This is a genomic window from Thalassoroseus pseudoceratinae, from assembly GCF_011634775.1.
Taxonomy (GTDB): Bacteria; Planctomycetota; Planctomycetia; order Planctomycetales; family Planctomycetaceae; genus Thalassoroseus; species Thalassoroseus pseudoceratinae.
The window spans coordinates 662,848-680,362 of record NZ_JAALXT010000005.1; the positions used below are offsets into that span (position 1 = coordinate 662,848).

General features: G+C 54.3%; 10 protein-coding genes. All 10 read right to left on the minus strand.

Going from position 1 to position 17,515, the window contains the following annotated elements:
• Positions 1 to 22 precede the first annotated feature (22 nt).
• On the minus strand, positions 23 to 1,090 hold the full coding sequence (locus G6R38_RS20335; RefSeq protein ID WP_166830562.1) for a DUF1559 family PulG-like putative transporter: 1,068 nt from the start codon (positions 1,088 to 1,090) through the stop codon (positions 23 to 25).
• A 309-nt stretch (positions 1,091 to 1,399) separates the two neighbouring features.
• Complete coding sequence (locus G6R38_RS20340) at positions 1,400 to 6,751, minus strand: hypothetical protein (RefSeq protein WP_166830564.1); 5,352 nt, start codon at positions 6,749 to 6,751, stop codon at positions 1,400 to 1,402.
• A 97-nt stretch (positions 6,752 to 6,848) separates the two neighbouring features.
• Positions 6,849 to 8,414: a PilW family protein gene (locus G6R38_RS20345; RefSeq protein WP_166830566.1), complete on the minus strand. Its 1,566-nt coding sequence runs from the start codon at positions 8,412 to 8,414 to the stop codon at positions 6,849 to 6,851.
• A 52-nt stretch (positions 8,415 to 8,466) separates the two neighbouring features.
• A complete protein-coding gene (locus G6R38_RS20350; RefSeq protein WP_166830568.1) occupies positions 8,467 to 9,693 on the minus strand; it encodes a type IV pilus modification PilV family protein in 1,227 nt (408 codons plus the stop codon).
• Between the two features lie 8 nt (positions 9,694 to 9,701).
• Positions 9,702 to 10,751, minus strand: a complete 1,050-nt coding sequence (locus G6R38_RS20355) for a pilus assembly FimT family protein (protein ID WP_206028653.1) — start codon at positions 10,749 to 10,751, stop codon at positions 9,702 to 9,704.
• Positions 10,752 to 10,821: 70 nt separating this feature from the next.
• Positions 10,822 to 11,877, minus strand: coding sequence for a prepilin-type N-terminal cleavage/methylation domain-containing protein (locus G6R38_RS20360; RefSeq protein WP_166829178.1), 1,056 nt, complete (start codon positions 11,875 to 11,877; stop codon positions 10,822 to 10,824).
• Positions 11,878 to 11,923: 46 nt separating this feature from the next.
• Entirely contained in the window at positions 11,924 to 12,853 is a 930-nt protein-coding gene (locus G6R38_RS20365) for a type II secretion system protein (protein ID WP_166830572.1), read from the minus strand.
• 151 nt (positions 12,854 to 13,004) lie between these two features.
• Positions 13,005 to 14,264: a type II secretion system F family protein gene (locus G6R38_RS20370; RefSeq protein ID WP_166830574.1), complete on the minus strand. Its 1,260-nt coding sequence runs from the start codon at positions 14,262 to 14,264 to the stop codon at positions 13,005 to 13,007.
• Positions 14,265 to 14,345: 81 nt separating this feature from the next.
• Positions 14,346 to 16,043 carry a GspE/PulE family protein gene (locus G6R38_RS20375; protein WP_166830576.1) on the minus strand — a complete coding sequence of 566 codons (1,698 nt, stop codon included), beginning with the start codon at positions 16,041 to 16,043 and terminating at the stop codon, positions 14,346 to 14,348.
• A gap of 301 nt (positions 16,044 to 16,344) precedes the next feature.
• Complete coding sequence (locus tag G6R38_RS20380) at positions 16,345 to 17,490, minus strand: type IV pilus twitching motility protein PilT (protein ID WP_166830578.1); 1,146 nt, start codon at positions 17,488 to 17,490, stop codon at positions 16,345 to 16,347.
• Between the last annotated feature and the right edge of the window lie 25 nt (positions 17,491 to 17,515).

A 17,515-nucleotide genomic window follows, 5' to 3' on the forward strand; every position in this document is an offset into this window, starting at 1 on the left:
TCGAAGTGTTCTTCACAGTCGCTTAGTACAAGCTGTTGTCCAAAACACCTTGTCCGTTTCGTTGACCGTTCGAGGACAACAACTGCAAGTAGACTTGGGTATTGATCGTGTCAGAGATACCTTTTGCCGCACCATCAGCGAAGGCAACGTGTACGATATCTTGGTGGTTGGAAGCTGCCTTCGCGTTGTTTCCACCAGACGTCGTTGGGGCGTTGATTCCTGAACTTCCCAAACTAGTGACCCCACCGACACCCAAGTTCGTCTTACTGCTGGCGCCAAAACCGCCACCACTCAAATCGCTGATTGCCACACCAAAACCCAAGACTGTCGGGCTGCTTGAACGCCATCCTGCAGACGATCCCAAGGTGTTCTCGGCGATGAGAATGGTACTCCCGAGCCCGTCTCCTTGAGAGATGAAATCAAACGACATGTTCCGATTGCCTGCTCCACCAATTCGTTGGAACATTGCACCGGTTGAATACGCTTCCAGGTAATCGAGTGATCCGCCCGCTGTACCGTCCAAGGCAAGTTCCGCATCACCAGCATCAGGTCCACCAGGGCCGGCATCGGTTCCGCTTGTCAACCCGCTCATGTATCCCATATTGACCCGGTAGGTCAAACCAAAATCTTGCTGCCAAGCGTTCAGGTCATCCGGGCAGGTGAAGACTTGCAACCAAGTGTTTGCCGGAGAGGCTCCCGCAACCGCACCACCAGAACCATCCGTACCGGTAAACGGATCCGCTGCCCCTGCCGCTGCGTTGGTACGCAACTGACGTTGAACAGCTTCGTTGTCCAAGGTGTTGAGAAGTTGAACAGGCCAGCCACTAATCGCTTGCTCAGGACCGGTGCCTTGAGTCACGTCTCGAACGTAGGGAAGTTGGCTGTTGTGGGAACTTCCGAAGTTTTGCATCGCGATTCCCAGGTTGTGCAGGTTGTTGAGGCACTGGGTTCGGCGAGCAGCGGCACGGGCACTTTGCACAGCGGGAGCGATGAGCGAAATCAACGTGGCGATGATCGAAATCACCACCAACAATTCGATCAAAGTGAACCCGCGACGACGCGACGCGGTGCGATGGCGAGAAACGTTCATGTTCATCCTTCTTTGATTCAAACGAGCGGTCAGTGGACTGTGTGATGGAAACAGATTCGATTTGAGCTGAAATCGCTGGAAATTCGCGATCTTTCAGAGCTGTGCGATCGAGTGGCAGGAAGCCAGTTGATCAGGTCTTGTTCACGTCATTCGCCGCGAAGTGAGACACCGCCCCACAGAATAATAGGACGTCCCTGCTAGAAACGCATTCGGTCACTCAACATCAACAGCGATTTTTGCAAAATAACGAGAAATATCAAGAATTGAACGAAAAAGCCGCCGGTGGGAACCGACGGCTTGTGTGAACGTTTATTCGATGATTTCTCGATGGACGATTAGCTTTCGGTAATTGAACCCTTGTGGGTTGTTGCCATTCCGATTGCCCCAGAACGCGAAGGTCGGTGGCAGATCGTGCATGGACGGATCGTAGTCCTCGAACCGCAAGTCGAAGTTTGCCGGCCGCAGCTCACCAAACGCCTTGCTACGGTCGACCACGTAGAAGTCACGATACGCCGGAGAATCCGATAGCTTCCCGCCAACCTGCTGCAGCGTGTACGTTTCGCTACCAACAGTCACGTCGGTCTCAACCACTTCAAAGAAGTCCACCTGCACAAAGACAAAGAACGCATTCGTTCGCGTTGTCGAGTTATTCAGCAACTTCGAGAACAACCGATACTGTTGATTCGCATCGGCATTTGAGGAATCTCGCAGCTCGAACAATCGTCGTCGGTTGGATACCGAGACACCATTCGCCACATCGAGTGGCAATTCGCGGAGAACGGTGTGATCGAGGCTGTCGAGACCATCAGAGGTGAACGTCAGTGGACGGAACGGCTTCGCTGATGGAGACCCCGGCAAGATCGCGGCCAAATTGTCCGTAATCGCTCCCGCTGAGACTAAGTCGAGCCCATCGCGTGATTGAAGGAACTCACTCCACCAATCCCGTCCTGTCGTCGAAAATTCCTGACTATCCGGCATGTAACGGATGGGGCTGCCATAATCGGTATAGGGCACACCATCTCGGATCGGTGTCATGGTGCTGAACGCCGATGAGTCGTCGATCAACCCTGCCAACGATGCCGGATAACGAATGCCGTTGAGGTTCATCAAACCTGGTTCCCGGATTTCCCCTTCGCGGGAGATCACCGAGGGCCGTTCGAAGAACTCAAGCAAACGGTACCAACGGTTATCGAATTTGACGGGAATGTCGCCATCGACGCCCGCATTTCGTTCGTCTTCTTCGTCAGTTTCACTATCCCCGTCGTCATCCATCCCCGCGAACCCCGGGAAACCATCGCTTCCCCGACCGCCGGGAATCAGCGGACGCACGAACTTAGCGACTCCCGCCGTATTCACACCATTGCCGAACCCGTTACTCTCATCGAGTTTGGCGGTCAAATCTTCTGGGCCGTACAACGGAACCTGCAACAACTCGCTGACGGAATAGAAGTCTCGGTCACCATGTGGCTGCCAAAGCGTATAGTTGCTGTTCTGGTTGTCGCGACCAAGAGTGTTGAGACGGAACAGTTGATAGTTTGCAGTCTTATATGAATCGAAGTCCATGTCGTCACTATAGGTTTCTGCCATGCCGTCGTGATCGAGGTCGACGTCCATCTCATCGAAAGCCCCAGCGGGATTGGGAATACCCGCGTACCGTTCGACCGCGTTTCGATCGAGACGCTGAGTCCGCTCACGACTTTCGATTTTGTCTTTGAGCAACCGGGCTTTGATTTCCCAGCCGTTCTTGTCATTTTCCGTGAGACGCAAATCACCAACACCTTCACCATTCGGATTCAGCGTGAGCACGTCGACATCGATCCATGGGTTGTCACGGTTGTAGTCGTCGGCTCCATCGTTGGGGTCGACTGTCGTGGGAACGTTCCGCCCCGGATGCAATCGACGTCGCAAGGTGAACCGCACTTGAGGCATGACGGTTGTCCCGGCATTCAAGTCATCCAGGAACTGGTCGCTGACAGCCCCATCAAGATCGTACTTGCCGGGGTTCGTGATCAAGTCGATCTGCGGAAAACCAGTCCCGGCCGGAGCCAAAACTCTCATGTTTGGCATGGGCATCATGGAATCATCGTAATCGAGATCCGCCATGAAGCGACTATCGGCCAAGTCCGTCCCGGTCGTGGTTCCGGATGACATGATCAAGAAGGAACCACCACCCGTGACGGGCGATGAGGTACTTCCCGGGTTGGCAAGCAACGTTAACGTTCGCGTGTCGGTGACGACGCTGGATGCGTCGATCGTTTCCATCTGCACTTGCCAGTCGCGATTCAGGCTAACCGAATAGGGAGCGGCATTGAGAAGTTCCAGATAGGTGAAGTAGTAACGATGGTTCTCATCGTGTCGGGTAGCCACCAGGTCTTGGTCGCCCATGTTGTCCATGTTCGTATCGACGTATTCGGTCCGGAAAGCCAAGCCTTCCGCCAAAGTCAGTTCTTGCGTCTCTACACCGTAGACAACACCGCGGTCGGCGGTTGGGTGTGAATCCTGGAAGGCACCACTTGCAAGGAAGGTTTCCGTGCCTTGGTCATCGTATTGATACGCACCATCCGTCACGTCGTAAGGATCGTCGTCCAGGTTCCAACCATCGGAGAGGTCTTTATCGTATTCGAACTTTTCGATCACGTTATCCGGGTCGAGCCGTTCTACCACATTGATGGCGAACTGCGCCATTTCGTGAAGTTGATCATCATTGTAGAGCTGGCGTCGGGATTTAATTTCATAGTCATCGACCGTGCCATCACCATCCAAGTCGACTTGGTTCGTGAGGTCGCCAAGCACTGTGTTTGGCGTCGCGACATAGTCGATGTCTTGACCACCACAGAAGGTGTAGAGCAGCACGTAAATATCACGAGCAAGCAATTGACGATCGTAGCGTGCCCAACGCTCTCGGCTGGCATTCGTCGACAAACTCGAAAGCGGTGGTCGCCAACCTGGATTCGTCCCCCGTTCGACAGGAACGACGACCGCATCTCCCGGATTCGACGGGTGAGGAGTCAAACCACGCGAGTACCCCACAAGTTGATTGTTGAGCTCTCCAAAGCAAGTCACACCATTGAGGTTCAACGATCGTTGCTGACGCGACTCGGTCGCAACCGGGTCCAAATTTTTCGGGAACGCTGAACCATTGTGATTGGTCGGCAGCACCTTCAAACTCTGACGTAATGCTAACCGGAACGGTTCAGCCTTGTTATAGTTTGTCGGCCAGTTCGTTGGATCAGTAGCTGTCACAAAATAAGGCGGGAACTCCAGATCACCATAGAAGTCAGGCTTGAACTCCTCTGATCGCTCGGCGGAGTTGCTCGTCAACGTTCGGTCAGAGTTGATACCGAAACTCTTCATATCCCAACCGAGCGTGGTGAATCGTTTGCGGATTTGCTCGGCGATTTCGCCGTTGGTCCCCACGTCGCGAAGGTTATACGACATCAACTCACCCACACGGGAATTGATGCTGTAGTTCTGAATGTCTTCCTTGCTCATCTGCAAGAAGAGGTTATCCGAAAGCGGCAGAATGTCATCCATCGGATTCGCCGAATCATGATCGACATTGACTTCAAACGCTTCGTCGATCAACGGATTGGCAGAAGGCGGTTTGATTTCGTTCTGCATCAACGAGGTGTTGAAGACATTCGCATCCCAACCCACATAGCCCAGCGGCGTGGGATAACTATCGAACTGCTGCCAGCGGCCGGACGTGGTCGAAAACGTTCGCGTTTGTCGTCCGTTGTTTGCGGAGCCGGTCCCTAAGAAGTCCAGCGGTTGCGAGTAAACATAGTACCGGTTGTAGCTACCGGCAGCTTGCAACGGATTGGTGAAAGGATTGTACTCGCCGAGAAATTGGTTGTAGTTGTCGTCGGCTCCTGTGACACCCGGTTTCGGAAATGCTCCCGCTCCCAGATTGTTTCGGCGGGGAGACGTGCCGGCTGCATTGAGCAGGTATTGATCTTCCCCATAGACACCGGCGTACTCGTCGATCACATCAGTATCCCGATCACCATAGACGAGTTTCCCCACTCGCGACATGAACCATTCCATGTTCGCGATTTCCCCGGTCGTCGGTGGAATGGCCGAGAAGTCGCGACCGAAGAAGTGAGCGTGTTGATCGAGTTTCGCCAGTTCGGTGGCGTTCGTCGGTTCCGGTCCGAGCAGACCCCACATCGGATTGATTTCGGTCGCGGTTGCTCCCAGGTTTGACGTATGGAGTAGTTCGTTGATCGAAATCGTGTTATCAAAAGTCGGGCCTTGATCACCAAAGACATCCACTTCGCCGTCACCACTGTTGTCGGCTCGGAACGCAGGGAAGCGGTTGATATTGCCCTGGGCAATCAAGTTCAAAAGACCGTCGGCATCGTAGATCGTGACGGCGAACATCGGGATGTATTTCGTCCCCGAACCATCCGTTTTGACTTGGACCGGGAAGTCCAAATCGAGATAGACAGCTTCTTTAACGCCGTCACCATCGGGGTCGGCATCGTATTTCACGAATTCCCGAGCTTCCCAAGTGACGTTGCCATCGGTGACGGTATCACCAATCGTCTGATAATTTTCCCAGATCGGTTCCGAACTCCCGCTGTCACCCGAAGCTTGGGCGACATACACGAGGTTGTCCATCTTCGGAAAATTCTCATCATGCGGCATCGTGGCGGGTGTGTATCCGGCGGACGGAAAAATCATATCACCGGGTTGATAGGTAAAGTTATCTTTCCATCGCCCCACGGGACCGTCCCAATATCCTTGGTAACCTTCCGGATCGCCCAAAGGAAATGGTCCATTGGCAAATGTCACGCCCGTTTGTGGATACCGTTCGCCGAGCACCGTTCCATCGGGAGCAATGTGCATGTGCTGGGCTTGCGGACGCATCACTCGTTTTTGCCAATTCGTAGTGCTCGTCGCCCAATCGTTCACGGCACTTCCACCGCTTCGCAGATACTGCGGACGGTGATACGAGGGAATAATCACTTTGGCCGGCAAGTTAGTCGCATCGAGACCGTACCCATTGAACCCGATTGCCACGTTGTTGATGTCCGGATACGAATACGGAACGTCCGGCATCGGAAAGGTCATGCGGCTATTCGCATGGTCCCAATAGGTCGTCAGTGGAATATCGGCTGTGCCGGCGTCGAAGTCTTCGTATCGTCCGATCAAATCGCCAGCCATCGCGGAACCATCAGCCACGTAGGCACCGGCTTGAGCGGCGGGTGAGTCGTTGAATTCCAGCAACGCGACGCTACCGTCATCAACGCCGTCGAAATCTTGGTCGACGATCATCACGCCACTATTGTCGACCGTGACGTTGATCCCACTTCCGCTGAAGGGGTGCACGTCTTGACCGAAGGCGGTGGTCATCAACGCATGACGTCCGCCCCACAGAGCACTGTTCGGGAGATCGACAGGCCCACCGTTGATGATCTGCTCCATCGCCCAGTTGAAGTAGATATCGCGACTGACACCACTGCTCGTCACATGCTGGGCGGCGTTGAAGTATTCCGCGTTGCCTTGCTCCTGACGGGCGAAGGTATAGAACGCAAAACCTAAGAGCATCAAGAGACCAAGCAGGCCCATGACGACCACTAACACGGTTCCCCGCCGGTTCTCACCACCGGGTGGCCGTTTGTGCGATTGGTTCGCACGCATGTGCTGTTTCTTCATTGTCATGATTCCTTCATGAAAGGCTAGCCGTGGCCCAACCGGCCTTCAAACAGGGATTGTCTTCAACGTCGGGTGATTGATCTCAGACGCTGCTTCGCTAAGGAGCGAGTGACTGCACAATCGTGAGTTGTCGGAGTTGATCGCTCGAAATGTCGTGCAACAGAATTGTAATTTGAATGGCCGTCAAAGGCCGATCCTGTCCGTTTCCGTCTCGTAAACTAAACGGCGGCGGATCGTCTTCAGAATCGCCATCTAAGTCGATTTGAGGAGCCGGGTGCCAAGTATCGAATGTGCGATTGTTGTAGAGAGACGCATCTGTTGGGTCCGTCGGACGACGATCCCCGAACAACAGGTTTGCATTCGTATTCTGTGCGAGCAATCCTTGAAATGCCGAGTGACCGACATTCACGAACATCGCCGTCGTATCAAGGACGCCGTTGTTGTTGGCATCTTCGCCCGTGCTGAGTGCTCCGTCACTGTTGGCGTCTTCGTTGTAGAGTGGGTCCCAAACTTTGACATCGAACGCGAACACATTCGACATCAGGATGTCTTCGGCCCGTCGTGTTCCACCAGCCGCCGATTGCCAACCACTGGAATTGAATTCGACGATTCCATCATTCCCCACACGAATGCTCGTGTTGAGAACATCCCAGTCGTCCGTTCCCATCGGGTTGCCGAATGTCGGAACTGAGTAGGGATACGTGAAGCCGGTTGAGTTGTTGAGCCGGTAGGATGTTTCTTCCATGGTGTAACGGCCGATGAACACGCCCGGGCTGGTCGTGCCTACATATTCTTGAGGCAACCCCGTGGCATGATTGAAGCCAAACCGATACGCCGGCTTGCCCAAAGGGAAGAAACCGGCGGCGGTGGTGTTGTTCAGAGAACTGCTCCCGTGCAACAACATTTGTGCCGGAGAAATCGCCGTATTGCGAAACGCGGAGTAATCGAAGTCCCGCCAAAATACCGGCGGGGTTAAGTTGCCATATTGGAACGGCTCGGCCGGTGCGGGGTCGAAGAACTCTTCGGCGTCCGCTGGATCGTTTGTGGATGGTGAGTTCTCCGGCTGTTTTTCGACGCTGGAGTCGGGATCGATCAACATCATTCGACGGTACAAAATTCCGTTTCGCAGGAAGTAACAGACTTCCGCCTGATGCGACACGCCCGCCCCGTTGAACAACCCGTCCGAATAATCCGGTTGATTGCGATCCGGGAATGTACTCGGATCGTTGTCCATATCTTCGTTGTCATCCAGTTGGAGTGCTTGGCCGTAGAATGGGTCATCGGAGTTCGGGTCGACTTCGATTGTGAATTGCAACACGTCGTCCGAGTCGTTGGCAGGGTCATTCTCACTGATATAGAAGTAACCACGTCGTTCGCCAAAGTCGGCCTTGTCGTTGTCCGGAGGATCGCCTTCGCCAACGGTGAAGGGCAGCACCTTGCGGAAGGTGCGATTCTGAAGATCGTTTTGAATGATCGTCGTCAGCGTTCGAGCACGTTGATCGTTCTCGGCTAGTCCTTTCATCTCGCCCATGGTGGCGGTCGCGATGGAGAAGATCTGAGCAAACAAGAACATAATCAACACGACCAAGGAGGCCGCCACCATCAGCTCCACCAACGTGAAGCCTTGGCGATTCGCGGAGTTCTTGAAGCGTCGAGAATTCATAGGGCACCATTTGCCTGAGACATCAGTGACTTGGCGATTCAGCCGGTTGAACTTAGTAAGGGAACACATCGATCACGCCCGACGGAATGATGGCATTGTCTTCAGCCGCGGGAAGTTTGACCGGAACATCACTCACCGCTCGGTCTAACACGAGCGTGGCTGATGTCGCAGTCTCGGCTTGGACCTGCACGATCCGATACCACTGCCCGTTCGCCGTACTGTAGAGAAACTTGTTTTGCCCGTAGTTGGGTTTGTTAGCCGCTGCCATCCAATTGATGGTCACCACGTTGGAAGCGTTTCGGTCAGCGTTGATAAACCCGCTGGCCGCTGGCGTTGAGATAAGCCGTTCGTCAAGCGGGTCGAAGGACCGGTTGAAGAACACAACGATGTCTGCGGAGGATACGCCGTACATATCGGTGTGAACCGTGAGCATCCACGTGTACTTTGGCGACTGGAATTCCACCCGCACACGATCGACATTGGCCGTCGTCACGCCGGTGATGGCTGGGGAAACAGTGATCGTTTTCGTGGTGTCATTGACTGCAACAATTCGCCGCGTCACGGCTTTCGGTCCGGCATTGGGAGTCGACAAAAACAAGACTACACGGGCCAGGGGATTGCCGGTCAATGGCACCACACTGAGATCGAGATCCGTGCTCGCGAGTTGAAGAACAGTCGATGTGCTTGCCGGTAGAATCGCGTCTTCGCCGACGGTTTCCCAGGTATCAGGCAGGGCAACGATTTGTTCGGCTTGCAGCTGAGTCAAAATATCTGGTGCGGGACCGTTCAGGGCACTGCCGGACCAGCGACGAATCCCGAACGGTGCGGCGGAATCGTCATCGTCGTGTCCAAATACATTCGCGGGCACACCGGCACTGATACCAACGTCGGTCCAATAGGCCCAACCCAGGGGATCGACCACATACAACCCGCGTCGGACACGGTCGGGATTGCCATCCCCGTCGACATCCTCACCGACTTCACCGCGATCGAATATGCCGTTGCGGTTGAAGTCGTTGGAGAAGTGTTCCTTGAAATTGCCGTCGAAGTCCGGGTCGGCTAACAACCGCGGATCGGACTGCACGCGGGCTCGGGCGTTGACGCAGAGAATCGCGGCCCGTGTGAGGTGCGAAGCTCGCACACTTTTCAGGACCGACAACGGAAACATCGTTGCCACCGCGACGACGCCGATGCCCATCACCAGAATCGCCATGAGCACTTCGGTCAACGTCACCCCACGACGCTTGTGCGGGGAGGGTGGTATGGAATGGTGTTGCATCGGTTTTCTCATTGAGCCACCTCGCCGGTCTCAGCAAAGCGAAACGTATCGGTTGGGTGAACGGGATGCGAGGAGATATGCCCGGTGCGTGTGAACAAGGTCACAATCAATTCATCGCCCTCACGGTTGGGATCGCTAAGAACCCGGCCGTTCTCCACGTCGGCCACATCCCGGAGAACGAAATGTATCAATCCGCTGGCCGCCGCCGGTCCGGTCACAACCCCGCGAGGCGAGAACATGACGTCCAACGGTGGCGAAAGCGTATACTGCGGTTGCGGCAGCGGAGGCGGTGATGCTTGTGGCTTCAACCACGCGGAAGGCAACTTCGTGTCGGTCGCGTATCCATCGCCATTCGGATCCGCAGAGACTGTCAAGTCGATGACAATGTTCGACCCCAACGCCACCGGTTCCTGATTCGCCATGATCGACGGACCAACTTGCAACTGCACAAAGAACTCGTCGCCCGTCATTCCGCTAGACCACGTTGGCGTTTCGTTCAACTCGATCTCACCGGTCGGAATACCACTGCCATTCACGATCACATTCGAGATCCGCAGTCGCTGTGGTTTTCGGCCTTTCATATCGTCGTAGTCGGAGGTGCTTGGTTCGTAGACTAAGATTTCCAAACCTGTATACAACTGCCCTCGCAACGCCAGGTTGAGCCAACTTTGCCCGTAGTTTTCGGACTCATTGTTTTCCCAGAACGACGAAGAATTTAATCTCATCTTCCCACGCACCGCGGGTGAGCTTTCGACGAACACCATGGCATTGACTTGGGGTCTCGTGCCGCCGCCATTGCCGGCGTTTTGGTCCACGAGAAAGCGGACCCCCACATTGGGTTGCGAGCCCTCACGGCCTTCTTCGGCCCAACGTCGCCCGGACAAGATGGCACGATCGCGTGCCCCTTCCAAGTACGACTGAATTTGCCGTGCCGAGGAGCGAATCCGATCGCTATCGGCGGCGGTGTTGTAGATGGACAAGCTCATGTAGGCGAGAATCAGCAAAATGCCGATCACGACAAGTAATTCCACTAACGTGAAACCACTTCGCTGATTCATAGTTCGGAAACGTCTCATAGGTGCAACCTTGATTGTGCGTCGCTATCGTTGCGTGGGCGGTCAATCAATTCTAGATGCCTTGGTAGTTCGTAATATTGTCGTACAGCACGTCGTAGTTGATCGTACCTGTCGAGTCGGTAATCGGTTGAGCGAGGTGCCCGAAATTGGCGGCGTCGGGTGCTTCATATAAACCGAGTTCACCATCGGGACCCGCCGACACAACCAACGGAACTTGGTAGGTCGATGGCGTGTGAAAAGTGTTCTCGAATTCCACGAGAGCTGCATTCACTTGAGCCGCTGGCGGAGGACTTGGAATATTGTTTGGCGGGTTCACTCGAACGAGATAGTTCCGAATGAACTCCTGAAGGAACTTTCCGTTAGGATCATCAGGATCTGAGTTGAGGTTATATTTCGATAGCGACGGGAACATTGTTGTGATCAAAGTTTGATCGAGACTTGCACCATTGCCACCGGGGCGGAACAGACGAGTCGGGTTGAAATAGAACCGCAATGGTTTGCCCCAAGCATCGACAAACTCCATTCGCCCATCGCCATCCGTGTCCATGACTTCGCTGCTCGTAAACTGATCAGCTGCGTTTGTCGCCTGGAAAAACGCGATCCCATTCGTCAATGCGAAATACATCAGTTCTGAACTCAACGTTTCGGGTTGGTGCTTCGTTGTGTCCCAACCCGTATTGAAGTCGGTGTAGAGTTGAGTCGCAGGCGGGACAACAGTTTGTGATGACCCACCCGAAATCATGGTGAGAGCATTGAGGTCTAGCAGGCGTGTTGGCATGCTCTGTCGCAACGTTGCCTTCCGAAAACCAACCCGATAATCAACGAACCCGGTACTTTTGGCATCGGGAATCCGTTTGAAGCGTTCGACGTTCTTATAGACCTGGGCGTTGGAATCTTGAACGACATCAAAGCCTCGGCTGCGTTCCATGATGAGTTCATGGACTTTTGCGATGGTCGCCTTGGTCGCTGCTTCCTTGGAAGTACCGAGCATGTTGCCGATGATGACACCAGAAATGGTAATCAAAAAGCCGATGATGCCGATGACCACCAATAGTTCAACCAAGGTAAACCCAACCGGTTGCCGATTTGCTGTGCGATGATGTCGCATGAGAGTTCCGTTTCTATGCAATTGTGCGATCTGACAAGTGGCGATATCAATCCGCTAGCATGCCTGGATGAAAGTTCGTGATGTTGTCTCGTTCTGCACTTCGCGTTGAAGGATTCGCGTCGTAGCCAAGTTTGGCATCGGCTGTTTCCGGATCATACGTGCCACCTGTGCCATGCTCATTGTCGAAGCCCGGCGAGACGATCTGATACGAATCCGGTTTGAAGGGTTGACCAACATCAAGAGTCGAGTTGCTGTTGGCATCTTCGGACGCATCGAGTGTGTTATTGAGGTTGGCGTCTTCACCCGGCAAACGGTAAGGCATGGTGCCCGCCGCGTAACCACGTCCGTTGTTTGCACTCAGATAGCCATAGGGTGCGGTTTGATTTGGTAGCGGATCGACGTACTCCGGAAATCCGTTGCCGCCACTGGGAATGTTGTCAACCAAGCGGCCGGTTTCAAACTCTGTGAACGGCCCGAGTCGGCTGCTCCCCGCTCTGGTAAACGGGTTCGCGGGATTCTTCGAGAAACCAATCATCGCAAAGTTATCACCGTCCTGATCTGCCATTCCCCCGAGGAAGAACACCAAACACTCGTTGCCCGTCAAAGAGAAGCTGTCGGTGGTGTTGCCGTTGCCATTGAAGTCGTGGTCAGCAAAGTCGAATTGAGGAAACATGCGGCGGATAATGGCACGATGCGGCGCGGCCGCAGGCGTGTTCCAGTTCGCCCCGGTTTCATGCAGTACAAGTGTGCTTGGCGGATAGAAGTCGAACTTCGCTTTAAAGTTTTCGAGTCCGCTTTCCAAACTCTTGATTTCCGTCGAAACCTGCGCCACTCGGGCGTTGCGTCGAGCGCTGCTGATGGCGGGGAGGATCAGCGACATCAGGATGCCGAGGATCACGATGACGATGAGTAGCTCGATCAATGTAAAACCGGTGGCCTGCCGGGGTAGGGGAGCCGGTTGAGTTTGGGTTTTCACGGTGGGAAACTCCTTGAATGTCTCAGTGTCTTCCGGCACGAGGGGCGAGCCGGTAGCGTGAGTTCAACACGCTGGGCCACGAAAATGGATAGATGGAACCCGCCCGACGACGGTTCGCCGTCGAGCTGGGAAGTCGATTTGAGCTGCGAAGTTAAGACAGGTCGTTAAGCAGTTTCACCAGCGGCATGAATAACGCAATGACGATGAAACCGACGATCAAACCAAGGATCACGACCATGAGTGGTTCGAGCAGGTTGATCAACCCCTCGACCAGCACCGAGACTTCTTCGTCGTAGACATCGGCGACTTTGTAGAGCATCTCGTCGAGTGCCCCGGTCTCTTCACCCACGTCCACCATGTTGACCACCATGTCGTCCACGATCCGAGTTTCCCGGAGTGGGACCGCCATGGATTCCCCTTCACGAATCGCCGCATAGATTTGGTCGAACGCTTTCTTGAAAACGGCGTTCCCGGCGGTGTCCCGGGCAATAATCAGGGCTTCCAAAATGGGCACCCCGGATGATATCAATGTCCCTAGCGTTCGAGAGATTCGCGCGACAATCGACTTTTTCACAATCGGCCCTAATAACGGTAGCCTGAGTGTGATCCAGTCGACCGCAAAGGCCCCGGTCTTGTTCTTCTTGATAATTTTGATCATCAGCCACGCCCCAATGGGAATGGCAGGAATTAGGTAGAAGTAATTCACAACCCAGTCGCTCATGCCGATGAGCGTTGTGGTCATGCCGGGCAATTCGGTGTTGAAGTCTTCGAAGATCTTTTTGAACTTCGGAATGATGTAATACATGATGAAGCCGACGATCAATGTGGCGACTGTGATGACCGCACACGGATAGATCATGGCCCCTTTGACTTTTCGCTTCAGACTTTGAGCCCGTTCTTTGAACTCGGCGAGTCGTCTAAGGATGACTTCCAACGCCCCACCGGCTTCCCCGGCTTTCACCATGTTGACATAGAGGTTGTCAAAGGCTTTCGGGTGTCGAGCCATCGCTTCGGACAGCGTGTTCCCGCCTTCGATGTCTTCGATGATTTCGCCCAACGCATTCTTGAGCGGCCCCGGTTTGGATTGCCCTTCGAGAATCCGCAGGGATCGCAGAATCGGCAAACCGGCGTCTTGAAGTGTGGAAAGCTGCCGAGTGAACGTACAGAGTTTTTTCTGGCTCACTCCACCAATCGAAAAGCCGCCGCCCTTTTTCTTTTTGCGGGTTGGCTGTTGCTTGGTTTTTTCGCCAGTCTTCTTTTTCTTTTGTTTCTTCGCGCGTTCTTGGATTTTGGTGACGAAGAAACCCTTCTCACGAATCTTAGACTGGGCTTCGTTCTCGTCCGCCGCCTCGATCGTCTCTTTGATTTCGAGGCCGGTATTATCCATGGCCTCATATTGATAGACTGGCATGAGCGTTGTCCGTGGTTAGTGGTCCTTAGTCCGTTGTCGTGTCCAAGTTGCCGATCCGAGCGGCGGGGTCATGGGACAGCGTTATTCAATATCTTCCATGACGGTTTCCCGAACGATTTCGTCGATCGTGGTCACGCCATCGAAGATGAGTTTCAAACCGGCTTCCCGCAGGGTTGTCATGCCCTGGGAACGAGCCATATTCCGCATTTCGTCGACCGAGGCATCCGCACCGATCATGTCGCGGATTTCGTCGGTGATTTCCATGAGTTCGTAGATTCCGGTTCGGCCTTTGTAACCGGTGTTGTTGCACCGTCCGCAGCCTTTGCCGTAATAGAATTTGTATTTCCGAGCCCGTTCGATCGGCAGTTGCAACTCCATGAGGAGTTCATCACTGGGGTCGAACCGCGTGCGGCATTCGGTGCAAATTCGCCGCACGAGCCGTTGGGCCTGAATTGCTTCCAAGGCGGCGGTAATGAGGAACGATGGCACGCCCATGTCGAGCAAACGTGTGATCGCCGACGGGGCATCGTTCGTGTGAAGTGTGCTAAACACACGGTGCCCGGTCAGTGCCGCCTGCACCGCGATTTCCGCCGTTTCGTGGTCTCGAATTTCACCGACGAGAATCGTATCCGGATCGTGTCGCAGGAAGGCCCGTAGCACGTTTGCGAAGGTCACATCGATATCGGGATTGACGGGAACTTGAATCAGGCCGTCAATGTCGTATTCGATCGGGTCTTCAGCAGTGAGGAGTTTGTCTTCAATCGTGTTGAGTTCGTTGAGAGCTGAATACAACGTGGTCGTTTTGCCGGAACCCGTCGGCCCGGTCACGAGGATAATTCCGTTCGGACGTTTGATGTATTCGCGGAACCGGGACAATGTGCCCGGGTCCATGCCGATCTTGTTGAGGTCCAACTGGACGACGGTTTTATCCAACACCCGCATCACGACGGATTCGCCAAACAGTGTTGGTAGCACACTCACCCGCAAGTCGACCGCGTTGCCGCCGACATTGAGTTCGATCCGTCCGTCCTGTGGCAAACGGCGTTCGGCGATATCCAAATCGCTCATAACCTTGATCCGCGACACGATCGCATTTGCCATATGCCGAGGCGGTGGAACCATCTCGTACAGCACACCATCCGCTTTGACGCGAATCTTGAATTCTTCCTCGAACGGTTCGAAGTGAATGTCGCTGGCCTGGTCGCGAATCGCGAGCAACAACACCATGTTGAGCAGCTTGCGAATCGGCCCGCTGTCTCCATCGTCGTCGAGGCTGTACCCTTTGGTTTCGTCGTCCTCGTCGTAGTCTTCTTCCAAGCTGCTCACAACATCGGCGATGCTGTCTTCATGCTCGGCATAGTGTTCGGCGATGGCGGCTTCGACATCTTTTGTGGTCGAGATTGTCCCGCGAACGTCGTAACCCAGGAAGTTCCGCAAATCGTCGAGAGCCCCGACGTTCTGGGGTTCGGCCATCGCCACTGTCAGCACATTGTCTTTCAGCGAGATGGGCATGATGTGGTAAATCTCGGCCATCGTCTGCGGGACGACTTCCAAGACTTTCGGGGGAATGTTCGTCTCGGGCAAATTGACGACACTCATGCCCCATTGTTCTGCGAGCGCTTCGGTCACTTGGGCATCGGTTACCAACCCCATTCGGATCGCAACTTGACCGATGACTTCCCCGGGACTTTGCTTCTGTTCTTCGAGCACGTCCCAAAGTTGATCTTCCGAGAGATATCCCAGATCGACCAGGATTTGCCCAAGCTTTCGTTGCGCCATGGAAACGCTCTTTGTTAAACGTCAGTTGTTAGTTGCAATAAATAAAGGCGATTCGCCTCGGCTGACGATCCGGAATCGGATGCATGATGTCGAGCCGCGATTATCGTCGCAATGTTCTCGCCGAATCTTCACCAAGAATTGATCAGATTCGGCGAGAGCAGTGTCATCCAAATTGGCAATGGCCAAAGCTCTTGAACCTTGCCGGAAACTCCGACGAGTCCGTTGAGTACCAAGCAATGACCACTGGTCCTAGAAATCTAAACGTTGTTCTGACGGAAACTTCAACCGTTGAGGTTTCCGATTAGTCCTCATCGTATTCGTCGTCGTCATCCCAATCGTCGTCGTCATCGTCATCTTCTTCTTCCTCGTCGAACATGCCGCGTTTGGCACGTTCGATGCGAACCTTGAGTTCGCCTGGATTGTTCGATTTGTACATGACGTCTTTTTCCTCGCACAAACCGTCTTTCCAGAGGTTGTACAAGGCGTCGTCCAGCAGTTGCATCCCGAACTTCCGCCCGGTTTGGATCGACGAGTTAATCCGGAAGGTTTTCCCTTCACGAATCAGGTTCGCGATCGCCGGTGTCACGACGAGAAGTTCATACGCAGCAACCAAACCTTTGGGAATCCGAGGCAACAACGCCTGACTGAGAATCCCGATGATCGCCGTCGACAATTGGGTTCGAATTTGTTCTTGTTGATTCGTCGGGAACACGTCGATGATTCGGTCGACGGTTCCTTGGGCACCGGTGGTGTGCAAAGTTCCGAACACGACGTGCCCGGTTTCCGCCGCGGTGATCGCCGCCGAAATGGTTTCCAAGTCCCGCATTTCCCCCACGAGAATCACATCGGGGTCCATCCGCAACGCCCGCCGAAGTGCTTCCGGGAACGTCGGCACGTCCACGCCGATCTCACGTTGATTGAACGTACTTTTATTGTGATCGTGGTAATACTCGATCGGGTCTTCGAGGGTAATAATGTGGTGATCGAGGTTGTGATTCATCCAGTTGAGCATACTCGCCAAACTGGTGGTCTTCCCGGAACCGGTCGGCCCGGTCACCAGGAACAAACCCCGTGGACGTTGAATCAATTCTTCAATGACCGGTGGCAAACCGAGTTGCTCGAACGTGAGGAAGTCCGTCGGAATTCGCCGGAGCACCATGCCGATCATGCCACGCTGCTTGAACACCGCGACACGAAATCGAGCTTTGTCACCGAACGCGAAACCGAAGTCGGTCCCCCCAACTTCTTGGAGTTCCTGTTGGTTCCGCTCCGGTGTAATACTCTTCATCAACGCGGTGCAGTCTTCGGCGTCGAGCTCCTTAGTCTCCAACCGCACCATTCGCCCCCCCAATCGGACAACCGGCGGTTGCCCAGCGGTGATGTGCAAGTCGCTCACGCGTTCCTTAACCACCGTTTCGAGAAGCTTGTCGATTTGGATTGTTGCCATGCGTGTTTTCCCTCAGTTGTGCCCA

Bases quoted from the DNA above. Each gene is read 5' to 3' on its own strand.
- G6R38_RS20335 (WP_166830562.1), bottom strand. From the start codon at position 1,090: ATGAACGTTTCTCGCCATCGCACCGCGTCGCGTCGTCGCGGGTTCACT.
- G6R38_RS20375 (WP_166830576.1), bottom strand. From the start codon at position 16,043: ATGGCGCAACGAAAGCTTGGGCAAATCCTGGTCGATCTGGGATATCTC.
- G6R38_RS20380 (WP_166830578.1), bottom strand. From the start codon at position 17,490: ATGGCAACAATCCAAATCGACAAGCTTCTCGAAACGGTGGTTAAGGAA.
- G6R38_RS20370 (WP_166830574.1), bottom strand. From the start codon at position 14,264: ATGCCAGTCTATCAATATGAGGCCATGGATAATACCGGCCTCGAAATC.
- G6R38_RS20350 (WP_166830568.1), bottom strand. From the start codon at position 9,693: ATGCAACACCATTCCATACCACCCTCCCCGCACAAGCGTCGTGGGGTG.
- G6R38_RS20340 (WP_166830564.1), bottom strand. From the start codon at position 6,751: ATGAAGAAACAGCACATGCGTGCGAACCAATCGCACAAACGGCCACCC.
- G6R38_RS20360 (WP_166829178.1), bottom strand. From the start codon at position 11,877: ATGCGACATCATCGCACAGCAAATCGGCAACCGGTTGGGTTTACCTTG.
- G6R38_RS20345 (WP_166830566.1), bottom strand. From the start codon at position 8,414: ATGAATTCTCGACGCTTCAAGAACTCCGCGAATCGCCAAGGCTTCACG.
- G6R38_RS20355 (WP_206028653.1), bottom strand. From the start codon at position 10,751: ATGAATCAGCGAAGTGGTTTCACGTTAGTGGAATTACTTGTCGTGATC.